This is a genomic window from Streptomyces sp. EDA2-14 (assembly GCF_054963755.1).
The window spans coordinates 43,229-69,854 of the sequence record NZ_JBUEGE010000018.1 but is presented as its reverse complement, the minus strand read 5'-3'; the positions used below and the strand labels follow the sequence as shown (position 1 = coordinate 69,854).

Annotated in this window: 23 protein-coding genes; 10 read left to right on the top strand and 13 right to left on the bottom strand. The window is 72.2% G+C overall.

Annotated features, from left to right (window positions below; genetic code table 11):
* Positions 1–18 precede the first annotated feature (18 nt).
* Together ACY34M_RS32210 and ACY34M_RS32205 are read right to left on the bottom strand one after the other, a co-directional pair.
* Complete coding sequence (locus ACY34M_RS32210; RefSeq protein ID WP_462721945.1) at positions 19–789, bottom strand: FadR/GntR family transcriptional regulator; 771 nt, start codon at positions 787–789, stop codon at positions 19–21.
* The gene (locus ACY34M_RS32205) at positions 786–2,216 is read right to left on the bottom strand and encodes an amidase (RefSeq protein WP_462721946.1); all 1,431 of its coding nucleotides are present in this window, start codon (positions 2,214–2,216) and stop codon (positions 786–788) included. The genes ACY34M_RS32210 and ACY34M_RS32205 overlap by 4 nt, the downstream gene beginning before the upstream one ends.
* A gap of 122 nt (positions 2,217–2,338) precedes the next feature.
* Between ACY34M_RS32205 and ACY34M_RS32200 the strand changes: the two genes are divergently transcribed.
* From ACY34M_RS32200 to ACY34M_RS32170, 7 genes are read left to right on the top strand one after another with little or no spacing between them, the layout of a single operon-like run.
* Positions 2,339–3,889, top strand: coding sequence for an ABC transporter substrate-binding protein (locus ACY34M_RS32200; RefSeq protein ID WP_462721947.1), 1,551 nt, complete (start codon positions 2,339–2,341; stop codon positions 3,887–3,889).
* A gap of 16 nt (positions 3,890–3,905) precedes the next feature.
* Positions 3,906–4,853, top strand: coding sequence for an ABC transporter permease (locus ACY34M_RS32195; RefSeq protein ID WP_462721948.1), 948 nt, complete (start codon positions 3,906–3,908; stop codon positions 4,851–4,853).
* Positions 4,853–5,728, top strand: a complete 876-nt coding sequence (locus ACY34M_RS32190; RefSeq protein WP_462721949.1) for an ABC transporter permease — start codon at positions 4,853–4,855, stop codon at positions 5,726–5,728. The genes ACY34M_RS32195 and ACY34M_RS32190 overlap by 1 nt, the downstream gene beginning before the upstream one ends.
* A complete protein-coding gene (locus tag ACY34M_RS32185; RefSeq protein ID WP_462721950.1) occupies positions 5,725–6,762 on the top strand; it encodes an ABC transporter ATP-binding protein in 1,038 nt (345 codons plus the stop codon). Before ACY34M_RS32190 ends, ACY34M_RS32185 begins: the two co-directional genes overlap by 4 nt.
* Positions 6,755–7,612: an ATP-binding cassette domain-containing protein gene (locus ACY34M_RS32180; RefSeq protein ID WP_462721951.1), complete on the top strand. Its 858-nt coding sequence runs from the start codon at positions 6,755–6,757 to the stop codon at positions 7,610–7,612. Before ACY34M_RS32185 ends, ACY34M_RS32180 begins: the two co-directional genes overlap by 8 nt.
* Positions 7,609–9,108 carry an aldehyde dehydrogenase family protein gene (locus tag ACY34M_RS32175; RefSeq protein ID WP_462721952.1) on the top strand — a complete coding sequence of 500 codons (1,500 nt, stop codon included), beginning with the start codon at positions 7,609–7,611 and terminating at the stop codon, positions 9,106–9,108. Before ACY34M_RS32180 ends, ACY34M_RS32175 begins: the two co-directional genes overlap by 4 nt.
* Before the next feature lie 4 nt (positions 9,109–9,112).
* A complete protein-coding gene (locus ACY34M_RS32170; RefSeq protein WP_462721953.1) occupies positions 9,113–9,907 on the top strand; it encodes an SDR family NAD(P)-dependent oxidoreductase in 795 nt (264 codons plus the stop codon).
* A gap of 25 nt (positions 9,908–9,932) precedes the next feature.
* Here the strand turns inward: ACY34M_RS32170 and ACY34M_RS32165 are convergent, their stop codons facing one another.
* The 3 genes from ACY34M_RS32165 to ACY34M_RS32155 form a co-directional block, all read right to left on the bottom strand.
* Positions 9,933–10,667, bottom strand: a complete 735-nt coding sequence (locus ACY34M_RS32165) for a class I SAM-dependent methyltransferase (protein ID WP_462721954.1) — start codon at positions 10,665–10,667, stop codon at positions 9,933–9,935.
* Positions 10,668–10,751: 84 nt separating this feature from the next.
* Positions 10,752–11,750: an ornithine cyclodeaminase family protein gene (locus ACY34M_RS32160; protein WP_462721955.1), complete on the bottom strand. Its 999-nt coding sequence runs from the start codon at positions 11,748–11,750 to the stop codon at positions 10,752–10,754.
* A gap of 41 nt (positions 11,751–11,791) precedes the next feature.
* Positions 11,792–12,550 carry a GbsR/MarR family transcriptional regulator gene (locus ACY34M_RS32155; protein WP_462721956.1) on the bottom strand — a complete coding sequence of 253 codons (759 nt, stop codon included), beginning with the start codon at positions 12,548–12,550 and terminating at the stop codon, positions 11,792–11,794.
* 246 nt (positions 12,551–12,796) lie between these two features.
* On the opposite strand from ACY34M_RS32155, the gene ACY34M_RS32150 reads away from it, so the two are divergent.
* The gene (locus tag ACY34M_RS32150; RefSeq protein ID WP_462721957.1) at positions 12,797–13,468 is read left to right on the top strand and encodes a DUF4097 family beta strand repeat-containing protein; all 672 of its coding nucleotides are present in this window, start codon (positions 12,797–12,799) and stop codon (positions 13,466–13,468) included.
* Positions 13,469–13,577: 109 nt separating this feature from the next.
* Positions 13,578–14,423, top strand: coding sequence for an alpha/beta fold hydrolase (locus ACY34M_RS32145; protein WP_462721958.1), 846 nt, complete (start codon positions 13,578–13,580; stop codon positions 14,421–14,423).
* On the opposite strand, the gene ACY34M_RS32140 is transcribed toward ACY34M_RS32145, so the two are convergent.
* Together ACY34M_RS32140 and ACY34M_RS32135 are read right to left on the bottom strand one after the other, a co-directional pair.
* Positions 14,396–15,283 (bottom strand): hypothetical protein, encoded by an 888-nt coding sequence (locus ACY34M_RS32140; RefSeq protein WP_462721959.1) that lies wholly within the window; start codon positions 15,281–15,283, stop codon positions 14,396–14,398. The genes ACY34M_RS32145 and ACY34M_RS32140 overlap by 28 nt on opposite strands.
* 102 nt (positions 15,284–15,385) lie before the next feature.
* Positions 15,386–16,510 (bottom strand): S1 family peptidase, encoded by a 1,125-nt coding sequence (locus tag ACY34M_RS32135; protein WP_462721960.1) that lies wholly within the window; start codon positions 16,508–16,510, stop codon positions 15,386–15,388.
* 297 nt (positions 16,511–16,807) lie between these two features.
* Between ACY34M_RS32135 and ACY34M_RS32130 the strand changes: the two genes are divergently transcribed.
* On the top strand, positions 16,808–17,512 hold the full coding sequence (locus tag ACY34M_RS32130; RefSeq protein ID WP_462721961.1) for a 3-keto-5-aminohexanoate cleavage protein: 705 nt from the start codon (positions 16,808–16,810) through the stop codon (positions 17,510–17,512).
* Positions 17,513–17,527: 15 nt separating this feature from the next.
* On the opposite strand, the gene ACY34M_RS32125 is transcribed toward ACY34M_RS32130, so the two are convergent.
* The 6 genes from ACY34M_RS32125 to ACY34M_RS32100 all read right to left on the bottom strand — a co-directional run bounded on the left by ACY34M_RS32125 (position 17,528) and on the right by ACY34M_RS32100 (position 26,624).
* Positions 17,528–19,459, bottom strand: a complete 1,932-nt coding sequence (locus ACY34M_RS32125) for a cellulase family glycosylhydrolase (protein WP_462721962.1) — start codon at positions 19,457–19,459, stop codon at positions 17,528–17,530.
* Positions 19,460–19,484: 25 nt separating this feature from the next.
* Positions 19,485–21,722: a glycoside hydrolase family 3 N-terminal domain-containing protein gene (locus ACY34M_RS32120; RefSeq protein WP_462721963.1), complete on the bottom strand. Its 2,238-nt coding sequence runs from the start codon at positions 21,720–21,722 to the stop codon at positions 19,485–19,487.
* A gap of 4 nt (positions 21,723–21,726) precedes the next feature.
* On the bottom strand, positions 21,727–23,655 hold the full coding sequence (locus ACY34M_RS32115; protein WP_462721964.1) for a glycoside hydrolase 5 family protein: 1,929 nt from the start codon (positions 23,653–23,655) through the stop codon (positions 21,727–21,729).
* A 127-nt stretch (positions 23,656–23,782) separates the two neighbouring features.
* Positions 23,783–24,811 (bottom strand): LacI family DNA-binding transcriptional regulator, encoded by a 1,029-nt coding sequence (locus ACY34M_RS32110; protein WP_462721965.1) that lies wholly within the window; start codon positions 24,809–24,811, stop codon positions 23,783–23,785.
* Positions 24,808–25,650, bottom strand: a complete 843-nt coding sequence (locus ACY34M_RS32105) for a carbohydrate ABC transporter permease (protein ID WP_462721966.1) — start codon at positions 25,648–25,650, stop codon at positions 24,808–24,810. The genes ACY34M_RS32110 and ACY34M_RS32105 overlap by 4 nt, the downstream gene beginning before the upstream one ends.
* A 41-nt stretch (positions 25,651–25,691) precedes the next feature.
* Entirely contained in the window at positions 25,692–26,624 is a 933-nt protein-coding gene (locus ACY34M_RS32100) for a carbohydrate ABC transporter permease (protein ID WP_462721967.1), read from the bottom strand.
* Between the last annotated feature and the right edge of the window lie 2 nt (positions 26,625–26,626).

Below are 26,626 nucleotides of genomic sequence, written 5' to 3'. Positions count from 1 at the left end.
GGGCGAACGCTCCGGCGGCTACTCGCCTTCCCCGTCCACCAGCGCCAGCAACGGTCCCCGCTGGTCCTGCGCCACGTACCCCGCGTAGTAGTCGTACAGCGTCCGGCGTGAGATGCGGGCCGCCGCCAGGCCGTCGCGGGAGCGGATGGCCTCCAGGACCTCCTGGTGGTGGCGGAGCGAAGTGCGCATCAGGGCCTCGCGGTTGTCCGCGTGGGCCACCTTGTCGGCGATCAGGGTGAGGACCGCGCCGCGTACGACCTGGTTCGAGACCTCGATCAGCGCGTTGCGGCTGGCGCGGGCCACCACCTCGTGGAACGCGACGTCCGCCGTGCTGAACTCCTCGTAGCCGGAGTCGATGGCGTGCGTCATGGCCGTCACCGTCTCCTCCATCGCCGCCAACTCGCCGTCCGTGCGCAGGCGTGCGGCGAGCTGGCTGGCCGAGCCGTCGAGGATCATCCGGAAGGAGATCAGCTCGGCCATCGAGACGGTGTCGAAGCGGGCGAGGCGCGTCATCTCCTTCGCAAGGCCCGCCGTGGTGAAGGGCAGGATCTCCGGTCCACGCGGATCGCCGGGGCGGGAGCGGACCAGGCCGTTGCTCTCCAGGACGCGCAGCGCCTCCCGCACGGTGGGCCGGCTCGCGCCGAACTGGGACACCAACTCCCGCTCGCTGGGCAGCCGCTGCCCCGGCTTGAGGTCGCCGCGGGTGATGGCCTGCTCGATCTGTTCCACGATCCGCTGGTACAGCCGCACCGGCGCGACCTGCTGGAACCGTGCCCCGTCCGCCGTCACGACGCCACCCCCGCGCCGCCTGCGGACTCCGCGTCCGGCCACTGCGGAACCGCCCCGGCCGGACGGCTGCGCTCGTACCAGGCCGCCGCCCCGAGGACCCCCACGTCGTCGAAGCGGCGCCCCGAGATCTGTACGCCGATGGGCCTGCCGTCCGCCGTGAACCCGCAGTTGACGGTCGCGGCGGGCTGGCCCGACATGTTGTACGGGGCGGTGAAGCCGATGTGCGACATGGTCCTGCCCGGTTCCATGAACGGCATCGGCTGCTCGGCCGCGAAGGCCGCCACCGGGGCCACCGGCGAGAGCACGATGTCGTACGGGAGGGTCGCCGCCACCGTCCGCGACTGCATGCCCATGATCTGCTGGTAGCAGTGGAGCACCCGTGCGCCCGCCACGTCCGCGCCCTCGCGGCACCAGTCCATCACGTACGGGTGGACGCGGAGCGCCGCCTGCGTGGACAGCTTGCGGAAGTCGTTCCAGGAGCGCACCCGCCAGAACAGGTCCAGGTCGTCCAGGAGGTCCTGCGTCAGGAAGGGGTCGAGCGGTTCGACCGTCGCGCCCGCCGCCTCGAAGACGGCGGCCGCGCCGCGCACCGCGTCCAGCACCTCCGGGTCGCGCGGCCCGCCGCAGCCCGCGTCCAGGTGCAGGCCCACCCGCAGCCCCCGCACCTCGCACTCCGTGCGCGACCAGTCGATGTCCTGCGGCGGCAGGCTCGTCCAGTCACGCGCGTCGGGCCGGCTCAGGACCCGCATGAAAAGGGCCAGGTCCGCGACCGTACGCGCCATGGGGCCCGCCGCACGGCCCAGGTACGGGGTGTCCAGCGGGACCCGGCCGTCGCTCGGCTTGAGGGTGGCGAGCCCCAGCCACGTCCCCGGAAGCCGGATCGACCCGCCGATGTCCGAGCCGACGTGCAGCGGCCCGTACCCGGCGGCGGCCGCCGCGCCCGCGCCGGAGCTCGAACCGCCCGTCGTCCAGGCCGGGTTCCACGGGCTGCGGGTGATGCCGTGCTTGCTGGAGACGCCGGAGGAGAGCATGCCCCAGTCCGGCATGACGGTCGAGCCGAGGACCACGCCGCCCGACTCCAGGACCCGCTCGGTGACCGGCGCGTCCCGCTCGGGGACCACCGGCTCCACCCCCGCGTTGCCCGCAGGCATCGGGACGCCTCTGCGCGCGATGTTCTCCTTCAGCGTCACCGGCACGCCGTCGACCGGCCCCAGCGGCTCCCCGGCCGCCCACCGGGCCTCGCTCGCCTCGGCCGCCTTGCGGGACTCCTCGGGGTCCCGCACCCAGAACGCGTTCAGCACGCCCTCGCGCGCCTCGATCACCGACTGCACGGCGTCGTGAACCTCGACCGGTGACACCGTGCGATCGGCGAAGCGGGCGGTCATTTCGACGGCGGACATGGTGGCCAGGTTCTGTTCGGTGAGCATCCGCACCCTCTCCTTCATGCCAGTGGCCAGGTACCACCCTCTTGACAGGTACCGCCTCAGTCGTCACGGTACCTGTCAAGTGAGCTTACTGGTCAGGCCAGTTACGGCGGAAGGTGTCGTGCATGAGCGAGGACCGACGACGCGGGCGACGCGCCCGGACGGCCGCCACCCTGGCGGCCGCCTGTCTCCTGCTCCTGGCGACGGCCTGCTCCGCCGGTTCCACCGCCGCCGGTTCCCGCCCCGAGGGCCCCGGTGACTCCCTCGCCATCGGTGTCACCGCCGAACCCGCGAACCTCGACTTCACGAAGACCGACGGCGCCGCCATCCCGCAGGCGCTGCTCTACAACGTCTACGAGAACCTCGTGAAGCTCGACCAGCACGGGAAGATCCGGCCTTCCCTCGCCCGCTCGTGGGAGCTGTCGAAGGACCGCAGGACGTACACCTTCCACCTCACCAAAGACGCGAAGTTCAGCAACGGCGCACCGTTCACCGCCGCGGACGCCAAGTTCTCCATCGAGCGCGTCGTCCCCAAGTGGACCGTGGCGCTGAAGGCCCAGATGAGCGTCGTCGACCGCGTACGGGCCGTCTCCCGCGACGAGTTGAAGGTGACACTGAAGCGGCCCAGCAACGACTGGCTGTACCGGATGACCACCCGCACCGGCGCGATGTTCAGCCGCACCGGCGTCGACAAGCTGGCCACCACGCCCGTCGGCACCGGACCGTACGAACTGAAGAAGTGGAACCGCGGCGACTCCATCACGCTCGCCCGCCGCCCCGGCTACTGGGGGCGCGCACCGCACTTCGACACGGTCACGCTCAAGTACTTCAAGGACCCGACGGCGATGAACAACGCGCTGCTCACGGGCACCATCGACGTCATCGGCGCGATGCAGTCGCCGGACTCGCTCTACCGGTTCGAGAACAACCCCAAGTACCGCGTCATCGAGGGCTCCACCAACGGCGAGGTCATGCTCTCGCTGAACAACGGTTCAGGGCCCATGCGGAGCAGGAAGGCCCGGCAGGCGGTGCGCCACGCCATCGACCACCAGGCCCTCGTCGACACCTGCTGGGGCGGACGCGGCAAGCTCATCGGCAGCATGGTGCCGCCCACCGACCCCTGGTACCAGGACCTCACCGACCTGTACCCGTACGACCAGGACAAGGCGCGCACGCTCCTCAAGGAGTCCGGCCAGGCCGGGCGCACGCTGCGGCTGCGGATCCCGACCCTGCCGTACGCCGCCGCCTGCGGCACCGTCGTCAAGAGCCAGCTCGAACAGGTCGGATTCAAGGTCGAGTTGAGCCAGCTGGAGTTCCCCGCCGCCTGGCTGTCGACGGTGTTCAAGAACGCCGACTACGACATGACGATCATGTCCCACGTCGAACCCCGCGACATGCCCGCCGTGTTCGGCGACAAGAAGTACTACACCCGCTACGACAGCCCCGCGTTCCGCGAGCTGCTCGCGAAGGCGGACACCGGAAGCCAGAAGGAGCAGATCACCGCGATGCACGCCGCCGCCCGGACCCTGTCGAAGGACGCCGCCGCCGACTGGCTGTTCCTGCTGCCGAACCTGATGGTGGCGGACGCGGACATCACCGGCCTGCCGGTCAACAGCGTCACCGAATCCCTGGACCTCACCGGCCTGAGCCGGTCGGGCCGGACCGACGGATCCTGAAAGGCGGCCCGAACCGATGATCGTCCGTCTGGTGCAGCGGATCGCGATCCTGGTGGCGAGCCTGTTCGTGAGCTCCGTCGTGGTGTTCGCGTTCATGGCGGTGCTGCCGGGAGACCCCGCGCGCGTCGCCCTCGGGACCGGCGCGTCCGACTCCGCGGTCGCCCAACTGCGCGCGCAGTTCGGCCTCGACCGCTCCCTCGTCGACCAGTACCTGAGCTGGCTGCACCACCTCGTCACCTTCGACCTCGGCGACTCGTACATCTCGCAGACGCCGATCGGGCCGCAGCTCGCCGACCGGCTCCTGGTCACCCTGTGGCTCGTCGGCACCGGCATGGTGATCGCCCTGGTCGTGGCGGTGCCGCTCGGCACGCTCATGGCGGTGCGGCACCGCAAGCCGTCCGGACTCGTCCTCTCGGCCCTGTCCCAAGTGGGCGTCGCCGTACCGGCGTTCCTCGCGGGCATCCTCATGATCACCGTGTTCGCGGTGGGGCTCGGCTGGCTGCCGGCGAACGGCTGGACACCGCCCGACGACGATCCGGTGCTCTTCGTCGAACAGCTGCTGATGCCCGCGCTCTCCCTCGGCCTCGTCCAGGCCGCCGTCCTCACCCGCTACGTCCGCAGCTCCGTGCTCGACGTGCTGCGCGAGGACTATCTGCGCACCGCCCGTGCCAAGGGCCTGCGCCCGATGAAGGCCCTCGTGCGGCACGGGCTGCGCAACGCGTCCGTGCCCGTGGTCACCGTCCTCGCGCTGCAACTGGCGACGCTCCTCGTGGGCGCCGTCGTCATCGAGCGGGTCTTCGTCGTCCCCGGCCTCGGCAGCCTGCTGCTCGACAGCGTCGCGAGCCGGGACCTCATCGTCGTACAGGACGTCGTCATGATCGTGGCGGCGGCCGTCCTGCTCGTGAACTTCCTGGTCGACCTGGCGTATCTGCTGATCGACCCCCGACTCAGGGTGCGTGGGTGATGACCGCTTCAGACCTCGCGGGCACGGCGGCGACCCGGGCGGGCGCCCGGCGCCGTCGCAGGCCCCTGCCCGGCTCCCTCCTCGTCGGCGGCACCGTCGTCGCCCTCGTGGTCGCCGTGGCGCTGCTGTCCTTCGTCTGGACACCGCACGATCCGACGCTGGTGAACCCGGCCGTCCGGTTGCAGGAGCCGTCCGCCGAATACTGGTTCGGCACCGACAAGTTCGGGCGCGACGTGTTCAGCCAGATCATGATCGGCTCGCGGACGACGCTCTACGTCGGCCTCGTCGCGGTCGGCGTCGCCGCGGTGATCGGGGTGCCGCTCGGCATCCTCGCCGGGATGGGCGCCCGCTGGTTCGGCGAACTGCTCATGCGCGCCAACGACCTGATCCTCGCCTTCCCGGCGCTGCTGCTCGCCATCATGTTCGCCGCCGTCTACGGCGCGGGCACGGGTGTCGCCATGGTCGCCATCGGGATCGCCGCGATCCCCAGCTTCGCCCGCCTGATCCGCGGCGGCACCCTCCAGGTGATGGGCACGGAGTACGTCATGGCCGCGCGCGCCGCCGGGCGCAGGCCGTTCGCCATCGCGCTGCGGCACGTGCTGCCCAACGTCGGCAGCCTGGTCATCGTGCAGGCCTCCGTCGGCTTCGCGATCGCCGTGCTCGCCGAGGCCGCGCTCTCCTTCCTCGGCTTCGGCACCCCGCCGCCCACCCCGTCCTGGGGCCGGATGCTCCAGGAGAGCCAGGAACTGCTCGGCACCGCGCCCCGGCTCGCGGTCTTCCCCGGCCTCGCGATCGCGGTGGCCGTGCTCGGATTCAACCTGCTCGGCGACGGGCTGCGCGACCGCTTCGACCCCAAGGTGGAGGACCGCCGATGACCGCCGCAGTGCAGACCCCGCCGGAGGACGTGCTGAGAGTCCGCGGGCTCGGCGTCACCACCGGCGACCTGCCGCTCGTCCAGGACGTCGACTTCACCATCCGCTCCGGAGAACGCGTCGGCCTCATCGGCGAGTCCGGCTCCGGCAAGTCACTGACCTCGCTGAGCCTCATGGGCCTGCTCCCCGAAGGGCTCCGCGCGACGGGTTCGGTGCGGCTCGCCGGGGTCGACCACGACCTGATCGGCGCCGACGAGACACGGATGTCCCGCGTCCGGGGCAAGGACCTGGCCATGGTGTTCCAGGAACCCATGACCGCGCTGAACCCCACGATGCGGATCGGCCGGCAGATCGCCGAGGTGCTCCGCATCCACCGCACCCGGCCCGACCGCGCCTCCGCACACGCCGCCGCCGTGGAACTCCTCGACCAGGTGGGGCTGCCCGACCCGGCCGCCGCCGCGCGCGCCTACCCGCACCAGTTCTCCGGCGGCCAGCGCCAGCGCGTCGTCCTGGCCATCGCCCTCGCCAACGACCCGGCCCTGCTGGTCTGCGACGAACCCACCACCGCGCTCGACGTCACCGTGCAGGCCCGCGTCCTCGACCTCATCGTGCGCGGCGTCCAGGACCGGGGCTCGGCACTGCTGTTCATCACCCACGACCTCGCCGTGGTCGCCACCGCCTGCGAGCGCGTCATGGTCATGTACGGCGGCCGGGTCGTCGAATCCGGGCCCGTACGCGAGGTGTTCACCCGCCCGAGGCACCGCTACACCCAAGGCCTGATCGGGGCGTCCGACCTGACGGCCGTCGACGCGCGCGGCCGGCTCGCCACCATCGGCGGCTCGGTGCCGCCCGCGGGCGCCTTCCCCGCCGGATGCGTCTTCCGCAACCGGTGCACGGCCGCCACCGAGCAGTGCGAGCGGCGCCCGCAGTGGACCGCGACCGGCCCCGACTCCGGCTACGCGTGCTTCCACCCGGTGCCGGCCGGCACCGGCGGTACCCGGGAGACCACCGACCACGAGGAGGCCCGCCGTGGCTGACGAGCACAGGCGCGGCGACGCCCTCCGCGTCACCGACGTCACCCGCGACTACCACCGGCCCCGCACCTCGCTGCGCACCCCCGCCGCACCTGTGCACGCGCTGCGCGGCGTCACCTTCTCCGTGCCGCGCGGGCAGCGCTTCGGCATCGTGGGGGAGTCGGGCTGCGGAAAGTCGACCCTGCTGCGCATCCTGGCCGGGCTCGACAGGCCGACGAGCGGCACCGTCGAGATCGAGGGGCGGGACATCACGCGGCTGAGCGAGCGGCGGCTCCGCTTCGTGCGCGAACGCCTCCAGCTCGTCTTCCAGGACCCGATGAGCTCGCTCGACCCACGGATGAGGGTGGGCGACATCGTGGCCGAACCGCTTGTCGCGCAGGGCACCGGGAACCGCAAGGAGCGGGTGGCCGAACTCCTCGCGTCCGTGGGCCTGGACGCCGACGCCGCGCGGCGCTACCCGCACCAGTTCTCCGGCGGCCAGCGCCAGCGGATCTCCCTCGCCCGCGCCCTGGCCCCGCGCCCGGACATCCTCGTGGCGGACGAACCGGTCAGCGCCCTCGACGTGTCCGTCCGCGCCCAGGTCCTCAACCTCATCACCGACCTCGTCGACGAACTGGACCTCACCCTCGTCTTCGTCTCCCACGACCTGTCCGTCGTACGCCACATGTGCGACCGCGTCGCCGTCATGCGGGACGGCGAGATCGTCGAGAGCGGACCCACCGGGCAGCTCTACGACGACCCCCAGCACCCCTACACCCGCCGCCTGATCGCCGCCGTGCCGACGCTGGAGAAGGCACTGGCCGGAGTGACGGCGGCCCACCTCAACCAGGAGCACCAGGAGCCCCACGCGTGAACGCACACCCCGCACCGGCCACGGCGGCCGGCCTCTCGGCGAAGGAGTTCCCCGACGGTCTGCCCATCGGCGACACCTGGCTCCCCGCCCCCACGACCGAGGAGGTGCGCTTCCCCTACGACGGCACGGTCGTCGGCCGCGCGCCCGTCGGTGACACGTCGCTGGCGCGGCGGGCCCTGGACGAGGCGGCCGGGATCCGCCGCAGGGTCGCCGACCTCCCCTCGCACATCCGGTGCACCGCACTGCACGCGACGCACGACGCGATCGCCGACCGGCGCGCCGACTTCGAACACCTCCTCGTCCTGGAGACCGGCAAACCCCTGGTCGACTGCCGGGTGGAGGTCGACCGCACCCTGCTGACCCTGCGCACCTCCGCCGAGGAGGTGGCCCGGCTGCACGGCGAGACGGTCCCGCTCGACCTGCTGCCCTCCGGCGAGGGACTGCTCGGCTTCTGGACCCGCAAGCCGATCGGTGTCGTGGTCGGCATCGCCGGCTTCAACTACCCGCTGCTGCTCGCCGCGCACAAGATCGCGCCATCGGTGGCGGCGGGCTGCCCCGTCGTCGCCAAGCCCGCCCCGCAGACACCACTGGCCACGCTGTGGCTGGTCCACCTGCTGCGCGAGGCGCTGCACGAGGCCGGGGCGCCGCGGGCGGCGGTGCAACTGGTCACCGGTGGCCCCGAGGTGGGGGAGGAGCTGACCACGGACCGCCGGGTCGGCGCGGTCTCCTTCACCGGCTCCGCCGCCGTCGGCCACCGCATCGCCAAGGACGCGGCCCCCACCAAGACCCTCCTCGAACTCGGCTCCAACGCCGCCCTGCTGGTGGCCGCCGACGCCGATCTCGACGCCGCGGCGGACGCCGTCGTACGCGGCGGCTACTACGCCTCCGGGCAGGCCTGCATCAGCGTGCAGCGGGTCGTCGTGGAGGAGGCGGTCCGCGAGGAGTTCGTGGCACGCCTGAAGCAGCGCATCCCGGGGATCGCGACCGGCGACCCGCGCGACCCCGACACACGTGTCTCGGCGCTCATCGACGAGCGCTCGACCAACCGGGTACGCACCTGGGTCGAGGAAGCCGTGAAGGCGGGCGCGGTGCTCGCGGTCGGCGGTGGCATCACTGACGGTGTCATCGAACCTGCGCTGCTCCTGGACCCGGACCCCGGGCTGCCCGTCTGGAGCGAGGAGGTCTTCGGCCCGGTGGTGTGCCTGCGCTCGGTCCCGGACATGGACGCGGCGATCGCGGTGGCCAACGACTCGCGCTACGGGCTGCACGCCGCCGTCCACACCACGTCCCTGGACACGGCGTTCGCCGCGGTGGAACGCCTGGAGGCGGGCGGCGTCGTCGTCAACGACGTCCCCGGCTTCCGCTCCGACACGATGCCGTACGGCGGGGTGAAGGACTCCGGGGCGGGCCGCGAGGGCCCCCGGTTCGCGATCGACGAACTGACGGTGACCCGTATGGCAGTGATCCGTCCGACCACGCAGAAGAAGGACCGGTGACACGGTGACGACCCCGCGACCGACGCAACCCATCGACTATGCGAACCTGTTCCGGCTCGACGGGCGCAAGGCCGTCGTGGTCGGCGGGGGCGGCGGCATCGGCCGGGAGAGCGCCCTGGCGCTGGCCGCGCACGGAGCGCACGTGGTGTGTGCGGACCGCGACCTCAAGGCCGCCGAGGAGTCGGCCTCGCTGGCCCCCGGCATGTCGGCGTACGCCCTGGACGTCCTCGACGCCGACGCCGTGACACGCGCGGCCGACGAGCTGGGCCCGGTCGACGTCCTCGTCTTCACCGCCGCGACGAACGTCCGCAAGCGCCTCCTCGACTACACGTCCGAGGAGTTCGACCGGGTCGTCTCGCTCAATCTGCGCGCCTCGTTCGACCTGGTGCGGGCGTTCGGCCGCGGCATGGCGGAGCGGGGCCGGGGCAGCATCGTCGGCTTCAGCTCGATCCGCTCCGTGACGGTGGAGCCGGGCCAGGGCGTGTACGCGGCGACGAAGGCGGGGCTCGTCCAGCTGACGCGCACGGCGGCGGCCGAACTCGGCCCGTCCGGAGTGCGCGTGAACACCATCGCGCCCGGCGTCGTGGCGACCCCGCTGACCGAGCAGATCCGCGCGGTGCCGGAGTGGTCCGACGCGTACGCCCACAAGAGCGCGCTGGGCCGCTGGTCCCGCCCCGACGAACTGGCGGGCGCCGTCGTCTACCTGGCCTCGGACGCCTCCTCGTTCGTGACGGGCAGTCAACTGTTCGTGGACGGCGGCTGGACGGCGATCGACGGGCGGTACACACCGCCCAGCTGATTCCGGCCGAAGCCGGTCGTGCACCTCACGCCGTGACCGGCCGCCGCGCCACGAAGACGAACTCCTTGCCCGGTCGGTCGGGCGCCTCGCGCACGTCCCGCAGCACATAGCCGTGGGCGCGCAGGTCCGCCTCGATCTCCTCGCGGCTCCGGAAGCGCAGCGTCGAGTCCGAGGTCAGGACCTGCCCGTCCGCGCCGAACACGAAGGTCCCCCGGAAGGTGACCAACGGCCCGTCCACGTGCATCAGTTGATTCCATTGCTCGACCCGTCCGACCCCCGGAATCTCCCGCACGTGGTGGGTACGGTCGCGCGTCCACTCCTCCCAGGCGCGGCGGGCCGGATCGCGGGTCTCGAAGACGAGGTGCCCGCCGGGGCGCAGCGCCGCGTGGGCACCGCGCAGGGTGCCGTGCCATGCCTGCGGGTCGGCGATGGCCTGGGCGACGTTCGCCGTCATCGTCGCGAGATCGGCCTGGAGCGGCGGGAGGGAGCCGGCATCGCCGTCGACCCACCGCACGCGCTCGGCGCCCGGTTTGGCGCGTGCGACGTCGAGGGATGCCGCGGCGGGGTCGACGCCGACGACGTCGTACCCCTGGTCGGCGAGGAGGAGCGCGAAGACACCTGTGCCGCACCCGATGTCCAGCACCTGACGCGCCCCGACCTCCCGCGCGATCCCCAGATAGGCGTCGAGATCGCTGCGGTCGGGGTCGAGCCGGTCGTAGACCGCGGCGAGCCGGGGGTGCGCGAAGCATGCGTCAGCCATGCGGTCGACGGTAGGCACCCACCGGCCCTGTTGTCGCGTCATTTGTTGCGTGGTGCATGAGAGGTGGTGTGCAGGCGTGGCCTCCTACGGGGCCGTGCCCCGGGCGGCGGCGCGCACCGCCGCGTCCGCCACCACGGCGTCCTGCCAGGCCATGCCCGAGCCCTTGAACAGCACGGGCCGGTCGGTGGCCAGTTCCCGCTCGCCGCGGACGACCGCGGCCATGGGCAGCAGCCGCGAGGCCGACAGCGTGCCCTCCGCCACCGGGAGCACGATGTCGCCGCACTCGCGCAGCGCCGTGGCCGGGTCCTCCACGACGACCTGTGCGCGGGCCGTCAGCGCCGAGTCCACCTCGCGGGCGTCCGGGTCGTGCGAGCCCACGGCCAGCACGACGGCGTCGTCGCGGAGGTGGGCCGAGTCGAAGAGCGGGACAGGGGAGGGGGTGGCACACACGACGAGGTCGGCGCGCCGCAGCCACGCCTCGGCGTCCCGCGCGGCGACCACCCTGTCGTCGCCGACCAGCGCGGCATCGGCCCGCGCCGGATCGCGTACGACATACGTCACGTCGGAGAGCTCGGCGCCGACGTCGCGCAGCGTCCTTACGTGACCCGTCCCTTGTGGACCCGCGCCGAACGCCACCACGTTCCACCGTCGCCCCGGCCGGGTCAGCAGCGGCAGCACCGCCGCCACCGACACCGCGGGCGTGCGCAGCGTGGTCAGCGCGGCGCCGTCGACGACCGCGGCGGGGGCGTACGACGGCGGCCGGAAGACGAGGTGGACGCCCTGGATGCGGGGCAGGCCGCGGTCGGCGTTGGCGGGGACCGCCGAGATCGCCTTCACTCCGACACCGAACGCGGTCGCGGCCGGCATGGCCAGCAACTGCCCCTGTTCGTCCGGCAGGTCCAGGATCGAGCGGGGCGGCCCCGTCGTCGGATCGAGGCCGCCGAGCAGCGCGTCCCGGATCGCGGCGACCGCTTCGCGGGGCGGCAGCAGTTTCGTCAGCTCGTCGGCGCCGATGTACGCGATCTGTGCGGGCTGCGCGTTCTGGGATGTCCGGGGTGGCCGGGGTGATTGGGGGTTCTGCACCTGTGCTCCTGTTCGCGTGCGGGAGGTGTGGCTCCGAAAGGTCAATGCGCCGACGGTGAGCCGTCCGTGTCGTCCTCCGGTGTGTCGCCCGCCGGTTTCGTGTGCAGGATCTCGCGCACCTGATCGGCGGCGCGCAGGATGCTCTCGCTCATGAACTCGCTGTATCGCGCGATGTTTTCGAGTCGCGCGGCGGCCGGGCTGTCGCGGCCGAGGACTCCGACGCCCTGCCGTGCGACCTCGGCGAGCTGTGCCGTGCCACGGGCGCTCGCCACCGTCGACTGGTACCAGACGTCGTCGTCGACGAGGTAGCGCTCCCGGCGCCCGGCGTCGCGCTGTCGCCGGATCAGGCCCTGGTCCTCCAGGAACGAGACCGACTTGGACACGGACGCCGGGCTGACGTCGAGCCGCCGCACCAGCTCGGCCGCGGTGACACTGCCCGCGTCGCTGGTGAACAGGCAGGTCAGCACGCGCGCCGTCATCTTCGGCAGCCCCTGCTGCATGAGCAGCGTCGTGAACGTCTCCTCGTACTCGCGCACCGCCTCGTCGTCCCGCCCGGTGGCCCGCTCCGGTGTCCCGCGGCCGGGCGGTGGGGTCTGCTTGCGGCGGTGGGCGCGGCGTTCGGTGGCGCGGTGGGCGAGCTCGGCGCGGTAGGCGGTCGGGCCGCCGTTGCGCATCACCTCGCGCGTGACGGTCGAGGTGGGGCGGTCCAGGCGGCGGGCGATCTCGGCGTACGCGAGGCCGTCGGCGAGCCCGGTCGCGATCTGCTGCCGTTCCTGCTGGGTGAGTCGGCCTCCCGGCATCGTGCACGCCCCTCCGTCGTCTCCTGAGTGCTCCTGTTCTCGTCAGCGTAGCGTTCACGCTCAACCCAATGCAACGGAATGCAAGATTCTGTTGCGTTAGATCTATATCCGTTGCAACGAAATAACCACTCTGAACTGCGAGTTAGTGATTCGCATGCAATGAACGCGTTGATTGATCATGAAACGCAACGTAGCTTTTCACTCATCGGAAACAAGGCAGAGCCAGACCGAACCAAGGAGAGCACGATGCAGAAGTTCGACACCCCCGCCACGATCTCCGCCGTCCTGCACCTCCCCGCCGGACGCGTCCAGGTCATCGCCGCGGACCGCGCCGACACCACCGTCGAGGTCCGCCCCGCCGACCCCTCCAAGAGCCGCGACGTACGGGCCGCCGAGCAGACCGCCGTCGCGTTCGCCGACGGTGTCCTGCGGGTCGACGCCCCCGCCGAGAAGAACCAGCTCCTTGGCGCGTCCGGCGCCATCGAGGTGACCGTCCAGCTGCCCGCGGGATCCGCCGTCGAGGCCAGGTCTGCGGCCGTCGAGTTCCGCGGCGTCGGCCGGCTCGGCGACCTCTCCTGCGAGGGTGCCCACGGCACCGTCAAGATCGACGAGGCCGCGAGCGTGCGACTGTCCTCCTACGCCGGTGATGTCACGGTCGGCCGGCTCACCGGGCCCGCCGAGATCACCGTGCAGAAGGGCGACATCCGCGTCACCGAGGCCACGACCGGCGCGCTCGAACTGCGCACCCGGATGGGAGACGTGACGGTCGACGCCGCCCACGGTGTCTCGGCCACCCTCGACGCGGGCACCGGCTACGGCCGGGTCCACAACGCGCTGATGAACTCCGAGGGCGCCAAGGCCGGACTCACCATCCACGCCACCACCGACCACGGGGACATCACCGCCCGCAGCCTGTGATCCACCCGCACCACCGCACGCCCGCCGGCGGGGCCCGCGCACGCACCACGGGCCCCGCCACCGCACCCACGTAGTCATCCACGCAGCACCCGACCAGGGGGACCGACCCATGACGCACCGCACCGCACCCGCGAACGCCGCCCCGTGGACCGGAATGGTCCAGGTCGACGACACGGCCCTCGCCGTCACCGACACCGGCGGCCCCGGCATCCCGGTCCTCTACCTCAACGGCCAGTTCGCCACGCAGGGTTACTGGGGCCGGGTCCTCGCCGACCTCGGACCGCGGTGGCGGCACATCACCTTCGACGAACGGGCCCGCGGCAAGAAATCGGGGCTCTCGGCGGACTACTCCTTCGAAGCGGCCGTCCGCGACGTCGACGCGGTCCTCGCCGCCAGGGGTGTCGACCGGGCGCTCCTCGTGGGCTGGTCCTACGGAGCGTTCGTCGGGGCGCACTGGGCGAGCCGGAACCCGGGCCGCACCATCGGCGCCGTCCTCGTCGACGGCGCGCAGCCCTACGACTGGCTGGACGAGGCGATGGAGGCGCGCATCCGCAAGCTGTTCCGGCGCATCGGCTGGTTCTCCCCGCTGCTGCGCCCGACCGGCCTGGTCCCGCGGATGTCCGCCGCGCAGCAGGCCGAGAGCAACATCGAGCTCGGCAGGATCGGCCGCGAGGCCGAACTGGGCCCGGTGCTCCGGGCGATCACCGTCCCGACGCGCTACGTCCTCGCCTCCGGCACGTCCTTCGGCAGCCGCGGCGACGAACAGGAACGCATCCGCGCCGGACTGTCCAAGGTCACCGCCGCCAACGCCCACATCGAGATCCACGCCAAGGTCGCCAGCAACCACGGCGCGATCCTGAAGAAGGACCACGCCGCGATCGCCGAGGCCGTCCGCGAGGTCGCGGCCCTGGACGACAAGCGGACCGTTCAGCCCGGGGGCAGCGGGCCGCGGTAGGGCACCGGCCTGCCGGTGTGCGCGTCGAGGAGGACCCGGTCGCCCAGCGGCTCGCGCAACTCGACCTCGACCCGCTCCAGTTTGCCCTGCTTGGTGCAGGTGCGGTCGCCGTCCCGGCCGACCACGGAGGTCGAGAGCACGACACTTCCCCGGGTCTCCAGCGCGTCCACGGCGGGGCCCTCGTCGCAGACGCCGTGCAGGGCGACCACGGTCACCGACCGCCCGTCGGGGGAGACCCCGAGGAGCCGGTCGAGCCTCGGGCCGGGGAGGTCGTGGGCCGGTGGGACCGGCGGCCGGGGGGACTTCGACGGCGTGACGGCGGCCTGCTTGAGGGGCGAGTCGTAACCGTCGAGCGTGAAGACCCAGGCTGGCACGGAGGCGGGACCGCGACTCGTGGCCAGCCGCATGCGCCCCGGTTCCACCGACGTCACCTTGAGCCGTGCCCTCCCCTCGACGCGCGGGCCCGCCAGGGAGTCGTACGCCTCCTTCGCCGCCGATACCGGGCGTTCGAGGGATCCGCCCGCCGCCCATGTCACCTTGCCGGACTTCGGGGCGCTGCCAGGCAGCGTTCCGGTCAGCTCGAAGTTCCGCCGCTCATAAGCCTGTTGATCGGCCCGGTCGTGCCAGCCGCCGCGCGGCACCTGGACCGCCTCCGCCGTGGGGTGGTACCCGGACCGCCACGCGGTGGCCGCGGGCGAGCCGTCCCAGGCGTCGGCCACCTGCCGGGCCCGCTCGGCGAGTGCGTCCCCGCGGTCCCCGGCCGCCTTCTCGCCGCCGCAGCCCGCGACGGCGACGAGGCCGACGACGGACAGGGCGATGCCCGCCGACGGCCTGCCGGACCCCACCGACCCGATGCGCATGTGACCTCCTGGAGCGACACCTGCCGATTCCCACCGCCCCTGTGACGTCGCCGGGCCGCGATGGGTTCACTCGCCGAGCCGGTGAACCGGTGGGACCTGCCGTCAGTAGACGTGCAGTCCGCGCTCGTCCAGCACCGTCTGCACCTTGGTGAAGTAGTTGCGGTAGGTGCCGCTGGAGCTGGACGTGCACACAGTTTCGGCCGTGCCGCCGGAGAGCAGCCCCAGGGCCACCGTTCCGTGCAGCGCGGGCCCGCCGCTGTCGCCGCCGAGGGCGCAGTTGTTCGTCTCCATCATTCCGTAGAGCGTCTGGCCGTCGATGTTGACGGTCGTGCTCGTCTTGGTGACGTTGCCCGTCAGGTCCTGGCTGCTGACGCCGATCCGGTCGATGTGCTCGCCCTCCGCCGGGTACCGGGAGCTCTCGATCTGGTGGTAGTCGCCGCCCCAATAGCGCACCGTCCCCAGCGGGTTGATGTCGGGTGCGTTCGACCTGATGGTCGCCCAGTCGCAGGCGCGCGTGGAGCCGTCGCAGGCGCCGGTGGTGCCGGAGCCGAAGCTGTACGCGGTCTGCGTGCCGATCTTGGTGCCGTTGTAGTCCATGTACCAGGTGTTGCCGGTGCCCGGCACGCAGTGGCCCGCGGTCAGCGTGTAGATCGCGCCCGAGGAGTTCTTGGCGTTGAACCCGGCGCTGCAGAGCCAGCCGCTCGACGTGATCCCGTTGGCGCCGCGCAGATCGGTGGCCTTCAACTTCAGTTCGCTGTCGATCCTGTTCACGCGGATCGCGCCGGGGTGGGCCTTCGCGACCTTCTCGATCCTGGAGCGGCTCGTCGCCGAGGCGCCGTCGAAGACGTCCACGCCGACCTGGTTGGTACGCGCGTCGACACCCCATGCCGTGCCGGGCACGTTCCCCAGCGCGTCCAACTCGCGGTGCAGTGACTTCAGTTCCTTGGTGCTGCGGGTGACCAGTTCGGCGGTCCCGCCCGCGTCGCGTACGGACCGGGCGGCCGCCTCGTCGGTCACCGCGACGACGATCCTGCCGTCCTCGACGTAGGTGCCGGCGGTCCGGTCGACGCCCAGCTTCTGCGTCAGGGCCGTCGCCTCGGCGGGCGAGGTGAGCGGCGTCGCGGCCGCGCCCGGGGATTCGGAGGCGGAGGCGGGCAGGGCGGTGGCGGCGGACAACAGCAGTGCTGCCGAGGCCAGCTGCGCGAGTCTCTTACGGGTGTGTCTCATGGTGCGTCCCCCCAGGGCTGCTCGATGTCCGTGCGGCTGCCGCGCGTGCGGTGGCCCTGTGGCCTGGAATGCACTGTGCGCGGCGAGTGAAAGTTAGGTAGCCGCGAGGCGCGCGAAGAGCGAATTGGCATATTCACTGACACGCGTGGCCGGTTGTGACTGGACCACCGGAGGCGGCGCCCCGGCCGGGAGGCCCGCACCCAGCGGCTCTTTGCGCCACGCGCCGGACCGGCGGCGTACCACCACGCGCCGGATTGGCCGGAAGCCGTTGTCAGTGCCGGCTGAGAGCATCACGTCATGTTGCAGGTATGTCTGAACGGCGCGAGGACACGCGCCGAGTGCGCGCATCTTCCCGTGAGCCCGCAGGAGCTGGCGGCGGCGGCCCGCGCGGCGGTCGCCGCCGGGGCGCGGGACATCCATCTACACCCCAAGCGCGGGGACGGCGCGGACACCCTCGATCCGGCCGTCGTCGGGGCAGCCGTCGCGGCGGTCCGCACCGCCGTCCCCGGCATACCGGTGGGGGTCACGACGGGCGCCTGGGCGACGCCTGACGCGGGGGCCCGCGCCGCCCTGGTGCGCGCCTGGACCGTGCTGCCCGACCACGCGTCCGTGAACTGGCACGAGGACGGCGCCGCCGAAGTGGCCGAGGCGCTCCTGGAGCGGGGCATCGGCATCGAGGCGGGCATCTACTCCGGGACGGCAGCCGCGCGGCGCTTCCTGAGCTGGCCCGAGTCCCACCGGGTGCTGCGCGTCCTGGCCGAGATCACCGAGCCCGACCCGCAGGCCGCACCGCGGGCCGCGGACGAACTGCTCGCCGCGCTCCGTCCCGCCGCCGCGGTCTCACCCGTCCTCCTGCACGGCGAGGACGCGACGGCCTGGCCGGTCCTGCGCCTGGCCGCCGCCCGCGGCCTGGACAGACGTATCGGCCTGGAGGACGTACTGCACCTGCCGGACGGCAGGGCGGCCGTGAGCAACGCCGAGCTGGTGCTCGCGGCCGTCTGACCCGTCCGCCTGCGGTCAGCGCAGCTCCACCACCCGCACCCCGTACGGCTCCAGGGCGACGTCCGTCACCCGCTCGCCCGTGGTGAGGTCGTGCGGGGCGGCGCCCTTCGGGCGCACGGTCAGCGGGTCGGGGGACTGGCTCACCAGCCAGCCGAAGCGGCGGCCGTCCTCGTGGACGAGGGTGTCCGCGGCGACGTACGGGGAGTCCACGGTCAGCGGGCGGTCCACACCCGCGTGTGCGGCGAGCGCCCGGTAGAGCCGGTGCGTCTGCTCGGGGTTGACCTGCGGGGTGCGGGCCGCCATGTGTTCCAGGGGGTACGTGGCGAGGACCGCCCACCCGTCGCCGACGGCGTGCCGCAGCAGGGCCGGGCGGCCGTGCGCGTCGGTCGCGACGACCTCGGCGCCGTCGGGGACGAGCGGCAGGTAGGAGCGGGAGAACTCCGTGCCGTTCACCTCGAAGGTCAGGGTCTCGCCGGCCGTGAGGTCACCGAAGTCCTCGGTGAACGTCAGCTCCAGGACGTCGTCGCGGATCGGCTCCACCATCCCGTACGACAGCTGGTGCTTGATCCCGAACAGCGCGTCCATGCCCTGGAACCACGGCATCCGCGTCTCCGCGTGCTCGCCGGAGCAGTACGAGAGGTAGACCGTGGCGCCCGCGCGGGCGAGGCGCTCCAGTTCGATGCGGGTGCCGGAGGTGATCTGCCGGGTGGCGGGGAGGAGGAAGAGCCGGGCGTCCTCGGGGAGGCCGTCGAGTTCACGGGTCAGGGCGAGCGGGAGGTCCGCCTCGCGCGCCGCGATGTACGACTGGCGGAGCGAGGAGAAGATCACCGGCTTGTCGGTGGGCAGCGCGCGCGGGAACTGCCACTCCAGGAAGGCGGGCACCACCAGCGCCGTCTCCACGTCCGCGCGACGGCAGCGCGGGAAGTCCACGGCCTTCAACACCTCCGCGAAGGCGGCGAGTTCGCGCAGGGGCGGCTTCGGGCGCGCCGTGTTGTCCGTGATGCCGAAGTGCATCTCGAAGGGGTGGTGGTCGTAGGGGCCCTGGTTCCACAGCGTGTCGTAGTCCGTGTTGTTCCATGCGATCCACCCCGTGGCGCCGCCGAGCAGCGAGTTGTGCAGGGACTGCCGGTAGTACACCGCCGCGTTCTCCTCGGACACCGTGTCCGAGGACAGGCCGAACTCCTCCAGGATCACCGGCTGCCCCGTGACGGCGGCCAGTTCGCACTCGAAGGCCGCGTTGTGGTGCTGGCGCACGCGGTCGTTCTGCGAGCGGTAGACGTGCGGGCCGACGAAGTCCACGTACTCGGCCGTCTCGCGCAGCGAGAAGCCGTTGTCCCGGCCGTGCACCTCGATGCCCCACGCGCCGTCGCCGAGCGACACCGGCTGCGTCGCCCCGGCCGCCCGCACCGCGTGGCACATGGTCTGCGCCCACGCCGTCACCTGCTCGGTCGGCGCGGGCGGCTCGCCCACCAGACGCCCGTAGCCGGGCATCTCGTTGCTGATCAGCCAGCCGGTGATCGCCGGATGGTCCTTGAACCGGGCCGTCATCCGGTGCGCGAACCACGCCTGCCGACCGACCATCCACACGTCCGCGTACAGATCGCGGCCGTTCCGCCAGGCGGGGTCCCAGTTGTCGCCGGACATGTGCCCGACGATGAACGTGGGGATCGTCCCCATGCCCAGCTCGCCGTGCGCGTCGAGGAAGTCGTCGAACCTCTCGCAGAGTTCCTCGTCGATGCGGTGGGGTTCGGGGTGGAAGTCGGGCCAGTAGAAGAACGAGCGGGTCATGTTCAGGCCGTGGTCGCGCAGCACGGTGAGTTCTTCGCGGACGACGGCCGGGTCGTAGTTGCGCCACATCAGCGGGCCGCCGGTGCGGGACCAGTAGTTGGCGCCGAGCCAGGGCAGGACGGACGGGTCGTGGGACAGGTGGGCGTTGTGGCGACGCATGGCGGAGGGCTCCAGAGAGTGGGCGTCAGAGGGTCAGCGTGGTGGACCGGGTGGCGTCCGATGACGGCCCGGTCCCGATCTCGTACGTGCCCGGTTCCACGGCCAGGTCCAGGGAACGGGTGACCGAGGCCAGGACCTGGTCGTCGAGCGGGAAGACGACCGTGGTCCGCTCGCCCGGCGCGAGGTCGACGCGGCGGAAACCGCGCAGCTCGCGGACGCGCGGCCAGGACGTCCCGCCACCGACCCGACGCACGTACAGCTGCACGGTCTCGCGCACCGGCCGGTCCCCGGTGTTGGCGACCTCGACCTCGCACACCCCGCCGGACACGCGCGGCGCGCCGAACTCGGTGGTGGTGTACGACAGTCCGTGGCCGAACGCGTAGAGCGGCGTCGCCGGTCCGTCGACGTAGCCGCGGTAGCCGTGGTCCTTGGCGTTGTAGAAGACGGGGAGCGTGTCGGAGGAGCGGGGCACCGAGACGGGCAGCCGCCCGCTCGGCTCACGGGCGCCGAGCAGCACCTCCGCGAGGGCCCGGCCGCCCCACGGACCCGGATACCACGCGCTCAGCAACGCGCCCGCACCGTCGGCGAGTTCGGGCACCGCGTGCGGGCGGCCCTGGATCAGCACCGCCACGCACGGCGTGCCGGTCGCCGCGACCGCCGCGACGAGCGCCCGCTGCCCCGCGCCGAGCCGGACGTCGGCGAGGTCGACGCCCTCGCCGCAGGTCATCTCCGTGGGGTTGCCGGTGGCCACGACGGCGGCGCCGTTGGCGTCGAAGAGTGTGTCGTGTTCGCGCGCGCTGGAACCGCCGAGCACGAGCACCGCGACATCGGACGCGGCGGCCAGCTCCACGGCCTCCGCGATGCCCGAACGGTCCTCGCCCACGAGATCGCAGCCGCGCGCGTACGTCACGCCCGCGCCGGCCTCCCGCAGCCCCGCGAGCACCGAGACACCGACGTCCGGCCGCTGGGGCGCCGTGTAGTCGCCGAGCTGCTGCGGGATCGAGTCGGCGTTCGGGCCGATGACGGCGATCCGCTTCATGCCGGGGCCGAGGGGGAGCACCGCCCCCTTGTTGTGCAGCAGTGTGATCGACGCGCGGGCCATCCGCTCGCTCAACTCCCGTACATGGATGTGCTGTTGTTGTGCCCCGTCGACGTACGGCCGCTCGAAGAGGCCGAGGCGGAACTTCAGCGTCAGGACGCGGGCCACCGCCGCGTCCAGGACCCCGGTCGGGACGAGGCCGCGCTCCACCGCCGTCTCCAGCTCCGGGAACACCTCGTCCCACAGGCTCAGATCCGTGCCCGCCGACAGCGCGAGCGCCGCCGCCGACGGCCGGTCGCCGGCGAGACGCACCAGCCGGTCCAGCGCGCAGCCGTCCGCCATCACCAGGCCGTCGAAGCCCCAGCGTTCCCGGAGCAGCCCGGTGAGCAGGTCGTACGAGGCCGCGCACGGCAGCCCGTCGAACTCGTTGTACGCGGCCATCACGCCCGCCGCGCCCGCCCGCACGCCCGCGAGCGCCGCCGGAAGGTGGATCTCGTGCAGCTCGCGCGCGCCGATCTCGGTGGCCGCGCTGTTCCGCCCGCCCACCGAACTGCCCTGACCGGCGAAGTGCTTGAGCACCACGGCCGCGTGGCCCGCCCCGTACGAATCGCCGGTGCCCTGCATCCCCCGCACCAGCGCCTCGGTGAGCCGCGCCGCCAGGTACGGGTCCTCGCCGAAGCACTCCTCGCTGCGGCCCCACCGCGGGTCCCGCACCAGGTCGAGCGCCGACACGAGCGCGACGTGCCCGCCACGGGAGCGCAGTTCGGCCGCCGCGGCGGCGGCCGCCTCCCGGTACAGGTCCGGGTCCCAGGTGGCGCCGACCGCCAGATTCACCGGCAGCACGGTGCCGTCGAGCGCCTGATGCCCGTGCGGCATCTCCTCCACCATCAGGACGGGGATGCCGAGCCGCGTGTGCTCGACGACATGCCGCTGCACCTGATCGGCCACCCGCGCGCCGTCCGCCGCCGTGATCCCGTCGGCGAAGGTGACACCGGACCACGGGTCGGCCCGCTGCAATCCGTACAGCGCGCCCATCCCGCCGAACCGGGCCACCTCGTCGCGGAAGGCGTCCGTGAGCCGGTGTCCCTCCGCCGTCCGCTCGTACGCGTTCCAGCCGTACATCCGCTGGTTGACCTGGCCGACCTTCTCGGTGAGCGTCATCCGGCCGAGCAGGTCGCGCACGCGGTCGGCGACCGGCGCGGCCGCGTCCTGGTACAGCTCCATGGGGTCAGGCCTCCGTGCCCAGCGGCAGGACCCGCACCCCGTACGGGGCGAGCGTCACCTCGTCGAGCGGCGTGCCCCGGTGGTCCGAGGGCCGCACCGTCAGCTCCTCGTCCGCCTGGCTGACCAGCCACAGGAACCGCCGCCCGTCCTCGTGGACGAGGGTGTCCGCGCTCACCAGTGGCGTGTCCACGGTCACCGGGCGCACCGCCCCCGCGACCTCGGCGAGCGCCGCGTACAGCCGGTGTGTCTGCTCCGGGTTCACGCGCGCCGTCCGCGCCGCCATGTGTTCGAGCGGGTACGTGGCGAGGACCGTGCGGCCCGCGCCGATCTCGTGCACGAGCAGTGCGGGGCGGCCGTGTGCGTCCGTCGCGACGACCCGCGCGCCGTCCGGGACGACCGGCAGCCACGCACGGCTGTCCTCGTTGCCCGCGACGGGGAAGCGCAGCGTCTCACCGGCCCGCACGGAACCGAAGTCCTCGGTGAACGTCATGGCCAGCTCGTCGTCCTCGATCGGCTCTGCCACCCCGTACGACAGCTGCAACTCGACCCCGAACAGACCGTCCAGGTCGTGGAACCACGGCCCGCGCGTGCCGGGGTGCTCGCCCGAGCAGAACGACAGGTACACCGTCGCCCCCTCGCGCGCCCGCTGCTCCAGACCGCGCCGGGTGCGCGTCGTCAACTGCCTTGTGGACGGCAGCAGATACAGCTGTACGTCACCGCTCTCCGGCAGCCCGTCCGCCTCGCGGACGAAGCCCACCGGGAGGTCGGCGCCGCGCGCGGCGACGTACCCCTGCTGGAGCGAGGTGAAGATCAGCGGGCGGTCGGCGGGGCGGCTGTACGGGTAGCCCTTCTCCAGGAACGCGGGGACCACAAGCGCCGCGTCCGCGTCCGTGCGGCGGCAGCGCGGGAAGTCGACGTCCTTCAACACCTCGGCGAACGAGGCGAGTTCACGCAGCGGCTCCTTCGGGCGGCCCGCGCCGTCCGTGATCCCGAAGTGCATCTCGAACGGGTGGTGGTCGTACGGCGACTGCTCCCACAGGTCGTCGTAGTCCGTGTTGTTCCACGCCATCCAGCCGGTGGCGCCGCCGAGCAGCGAGTTGTGCAAGGTCTGCCGGTAGTAGACGCCCGCGTTGCGCGCCGACACGGTGTCCGTGGACAGGCCGAACTCCTCCAGGATCACCGGCTTCCCGGTGACCGCCGCCAGCTCGCACTCGAACGCGGCGCGGTAGTGCTGGCGCGGCCGGTCCGTGTCCGAGCGGTAGACGTGCGGGCCGACGAAGTCCACGTACCGGTCGGTGTCGCGCAGCGAGAAGCCGTTGTCCTTGCCGGTGACCTCGATGCCCCACGCGCCGTCGCCGAGCGACACCGGCTGCGTGGCCCCGGCCGCCACCACGGCCTGGCACATGAACTGCGCCCAGGCCGTCACCACGTCGGACGACGGCGGGTCGACCTGGTAGATCCGGCCGTACCCCGGCATCTCGTTGGTGATCAGCCAGCCGGTGACCGCCGGGTGGTCCTTGAAGCGGCGCGTCATCTCACTCGCGAACCACGCCTGCCGGCCGACCATCCACACGTCCTCGTACAGGTCGCGGTTGCCGCGCCAGGCCGGGTCCCAGTTCTCGCCCGACATGTGTCCGACGATGAAGGTGGGCACGGAGCCCATGCCCAGTTCCTGGTGTGCGTCGAGGAAGTCCCGGAAGCGGTCGCAGAGTTCCTCGTCGATGCGGTGGGGTTCGGGGTGGAAGTCGGGCCAGTAGAAGAACGAGCGGGTCATGTTCAGGCCGTGGTCGCGCAGCACGGTGAGTTCTTCGCGGACGACCGCCGGGTCGTAGTTCCGCCACATGAGGGGTCCGCCGGTGCGGGACCAGTAGTTGGCGCCGAGCCAGGGCAGGACGGAGGGGTGGTGGGACAGCTGGGCGCTGTGGCGACGCATGGTGTGGTGCTCCAGAGGGTGGTGGGTGGAAGATTCAAGCCCCGCCGGCGTTTGAGGCGCGGGGTCCGGGGCGGAGCCCCGAGTCCGCAACGCCGTTGCCGGTGAACCCGGACAACGGCGGCGAGCCCTACGCGGCCGGTCCTGTCGATTCCCGTACGACGAGCCGTGGGCTCTCCGTGAGCTCGGGCGCGGGCACGTTCTCCTCGCCGACCTGCGTGAGCAGCACGCGCGCCGCCGCCGCGCCCACCACGGTCACCCGCTGGTCGACCGTGGTGAGCCGTGGGTGCAGCCAGCGCCCGAGCGGCAGGTCGTCGTAGCCGATGACGGACAGGTCGCCGGGGACGGAGAGGCCCGCACGCTGGGCGGCGCCGATGCCGCACATCGCCATCGAATCGTTGGCGTAGACGATGGCGGTGGGGCGCGGGGAGAGAGCGAGGATCTCTTGGGTGGCGGCGATCGCGGCCGTGGCGCTGAAGTCCGTGGGGACCACAGCGGCCGGTGCGAGCCCCGACCGGGCGAGCACATCGGTCAGCACACCCTGCCGGAACCCCGAGTGGACCAGTTCCGGCGGCCCGGAGACGTAGCCGATCCGCCGGTGGCCCCGGGCGAGCAGATGCTCCACGGCCTCCGTCACACCGGTCTCCTGGTGGCTGAGCATCACGCCGTCCGGGCCGCCGAGCAGCACGAACGGCATGCCGATGCGCCGCAGCAGCGCCGGGCGCGGATCGTCGGTCCTGCTGTCGGTGAGCACCGCGCCGTCCACCCGGCCCTCGGCGGCGAGCCGCTCGTACAGCCGGCCCTCCTCCTCGACGTCCGCGACGAGGTGGAGCAGCAGACCGTAGCCGCGCGGCGCCAGCTCGCTCTCCAGACCGTTGATCAGCTCGCTGAAGTGCGGGTCCGTGCCCAGGACATCGCTGGGGCGGCGCACCACGAGGGCGACGGTGTGGCTGCGGGAGCGGCGCAGGGCGCTCGCTGCGGCGTTCGGCGACCAGCCGAGCCGGGTCGCCGCTTCCTGCACCCGCCGCCGGGTCGGCTCGGAGATCCGGCCCGTGCCGTTGAACACCTTCGACACCGCGGCCGGTGACACCCCGGCCTCGGCCGCCACGTCCTTGATGGTGGGGCGCCTGTCCGATGCCTTCTTTCCCGGCGCACTCACATCTTCACCGCGCCACTGACCAGAGCCGTCTGCATCCTCTTCTGCAGCACCGTGTACACGATCCACACCGGGACGAGGGTGAGCACGGTGCCCGCCGTCAGCACACCGTAGTCCGTGCCGGTCACCGACTTCAGGGTGGGCAGGGCGACTTGGATGGTGCGCAGGTCCGGGTCGGGGCCGATGAGGACGAGGGAGTACAGGTACTCGTTCCAGAAGCTCAGGAAGTTCAGGAGCAGCACCGTGGCGATGCCGGGCAGACACATCGGCGTGTAGATGTGACGCAGCACCGCGAAGGTGGAGGCGCCGTCCATCCGGGCTGCCTCCTCCATCTCCTTCGGGATGGTCCGCATGAACTGCACCAGGATCACCACCGACAGCGGCAGCGCCGTCGCCGGGAGCAGCAGCACCATGAACGTACGCGTGTGGAAGAGCCCGGCCGCCGCCGCGAGCAGGAACGTGGGGAACAGGGCGGCGAACGTCGGGATCAGGAACCCGAGGGAGAACACCTTCTCGATGATCGACGCGGCCCGGCCCTCGGAACGGGCGAGCGCGAACGCCGCCGGGACGGCGAGGCCCAGCGTCAGGACCAGTGCGAGGACGGTCACGAGCGCCGAGTTGAACACCGCCGTGCCCAGCCCCGCCGTCCGGAAGGCCGTCGTGAAATTGTCGAGGCCCAGCGAGGTCGGCGGCGTCATCGGGCTGCCGAAGATCGCGTCGTTGGACTTGAAGGCGGAGACGACGAAGTAGTACAGCGGCACCGCGAGCAGCACCGCGTACGCCCACACCAGGATGTGCGCGGGCCACCACGACCGGCCGAACTTCGCATGACTCTTGCTCATGGAGGACCTCATGGGGGACACAGCTCCGATCGGCTCAGGGCTCAGTGGCTGGCGCGGAAGACACGGCGGACGGTCAGCAGGCCGACGAGGCCCGACAGGAAGAGCACCACGCCCACGGCCTGGCTGTATCCGAGGTCCGCCTCGATGAACGCCTTCTGGTAGACGAGGAAGGACAGCGTCGTCGACGAGGTGCCGGGGCCGCCCTGGGTGAGCAGCAGCACGTGCTGCGCGGAGCCGAACAGCGTCCACAGCAGCTGAAGCATCGTCACCACGCCCACGTAGTCCCGCACGACAGGGAAGTGGATGCGCCACATCGTCCGCCAGTGCCCCGCCCCGTCCAGCTGCGCGGCCTCGCCGAGGTCGTCGGGAACGCTGGACAGGCGCGCCGCGAACAGCACGGCGGTGAAGCCGATGCCGGCCCAGATGTCCATGGCGATCAGGCAGTACAGGGCCGTCGACGAACTGGCCAGCCAGGCGTCGGTGAGCGAGCCGAGGCCGAGCCCCGACAGGGCGCCGTTCAGCAGGCCGTCGGGGGAGAGGGCCGCGTAGAACACCATCGCCTTCGCCGGCGTCGAGATCAGGCCCGGCACGAAGAGCAGATACCGGATGACGCGATGCCCCGGTGGCTGCTGCGCCACGTAGTAGCCGATCATGTACGCGCAGGTGATCATCCCCGGCAGCGCGATCACCAGCTGGACCGCCGTATTGCGCACGGCGGCCCAGAAAGCCGGATCGGCGAAGACCGTGCGGAAGTTGTCGAGGCCCGCGAAGGACACCGGCTGGAGCATGCCCGGCCAGTGCAGCGCCGCGATCACGAAGATCGCGACCATCGGGCCGACCATGAACAGCAGGTACCAGGCGAGCGCGGGCAGCGCCAGGATCGTGCCGCCCTGGCGCCTGCGGCCGCCGCCGGGGTCTGCGGGGGAGGGGGCCCGGCCCGCGCTGACGGCGGGCCGGGACGTGGTGATCGTCATCG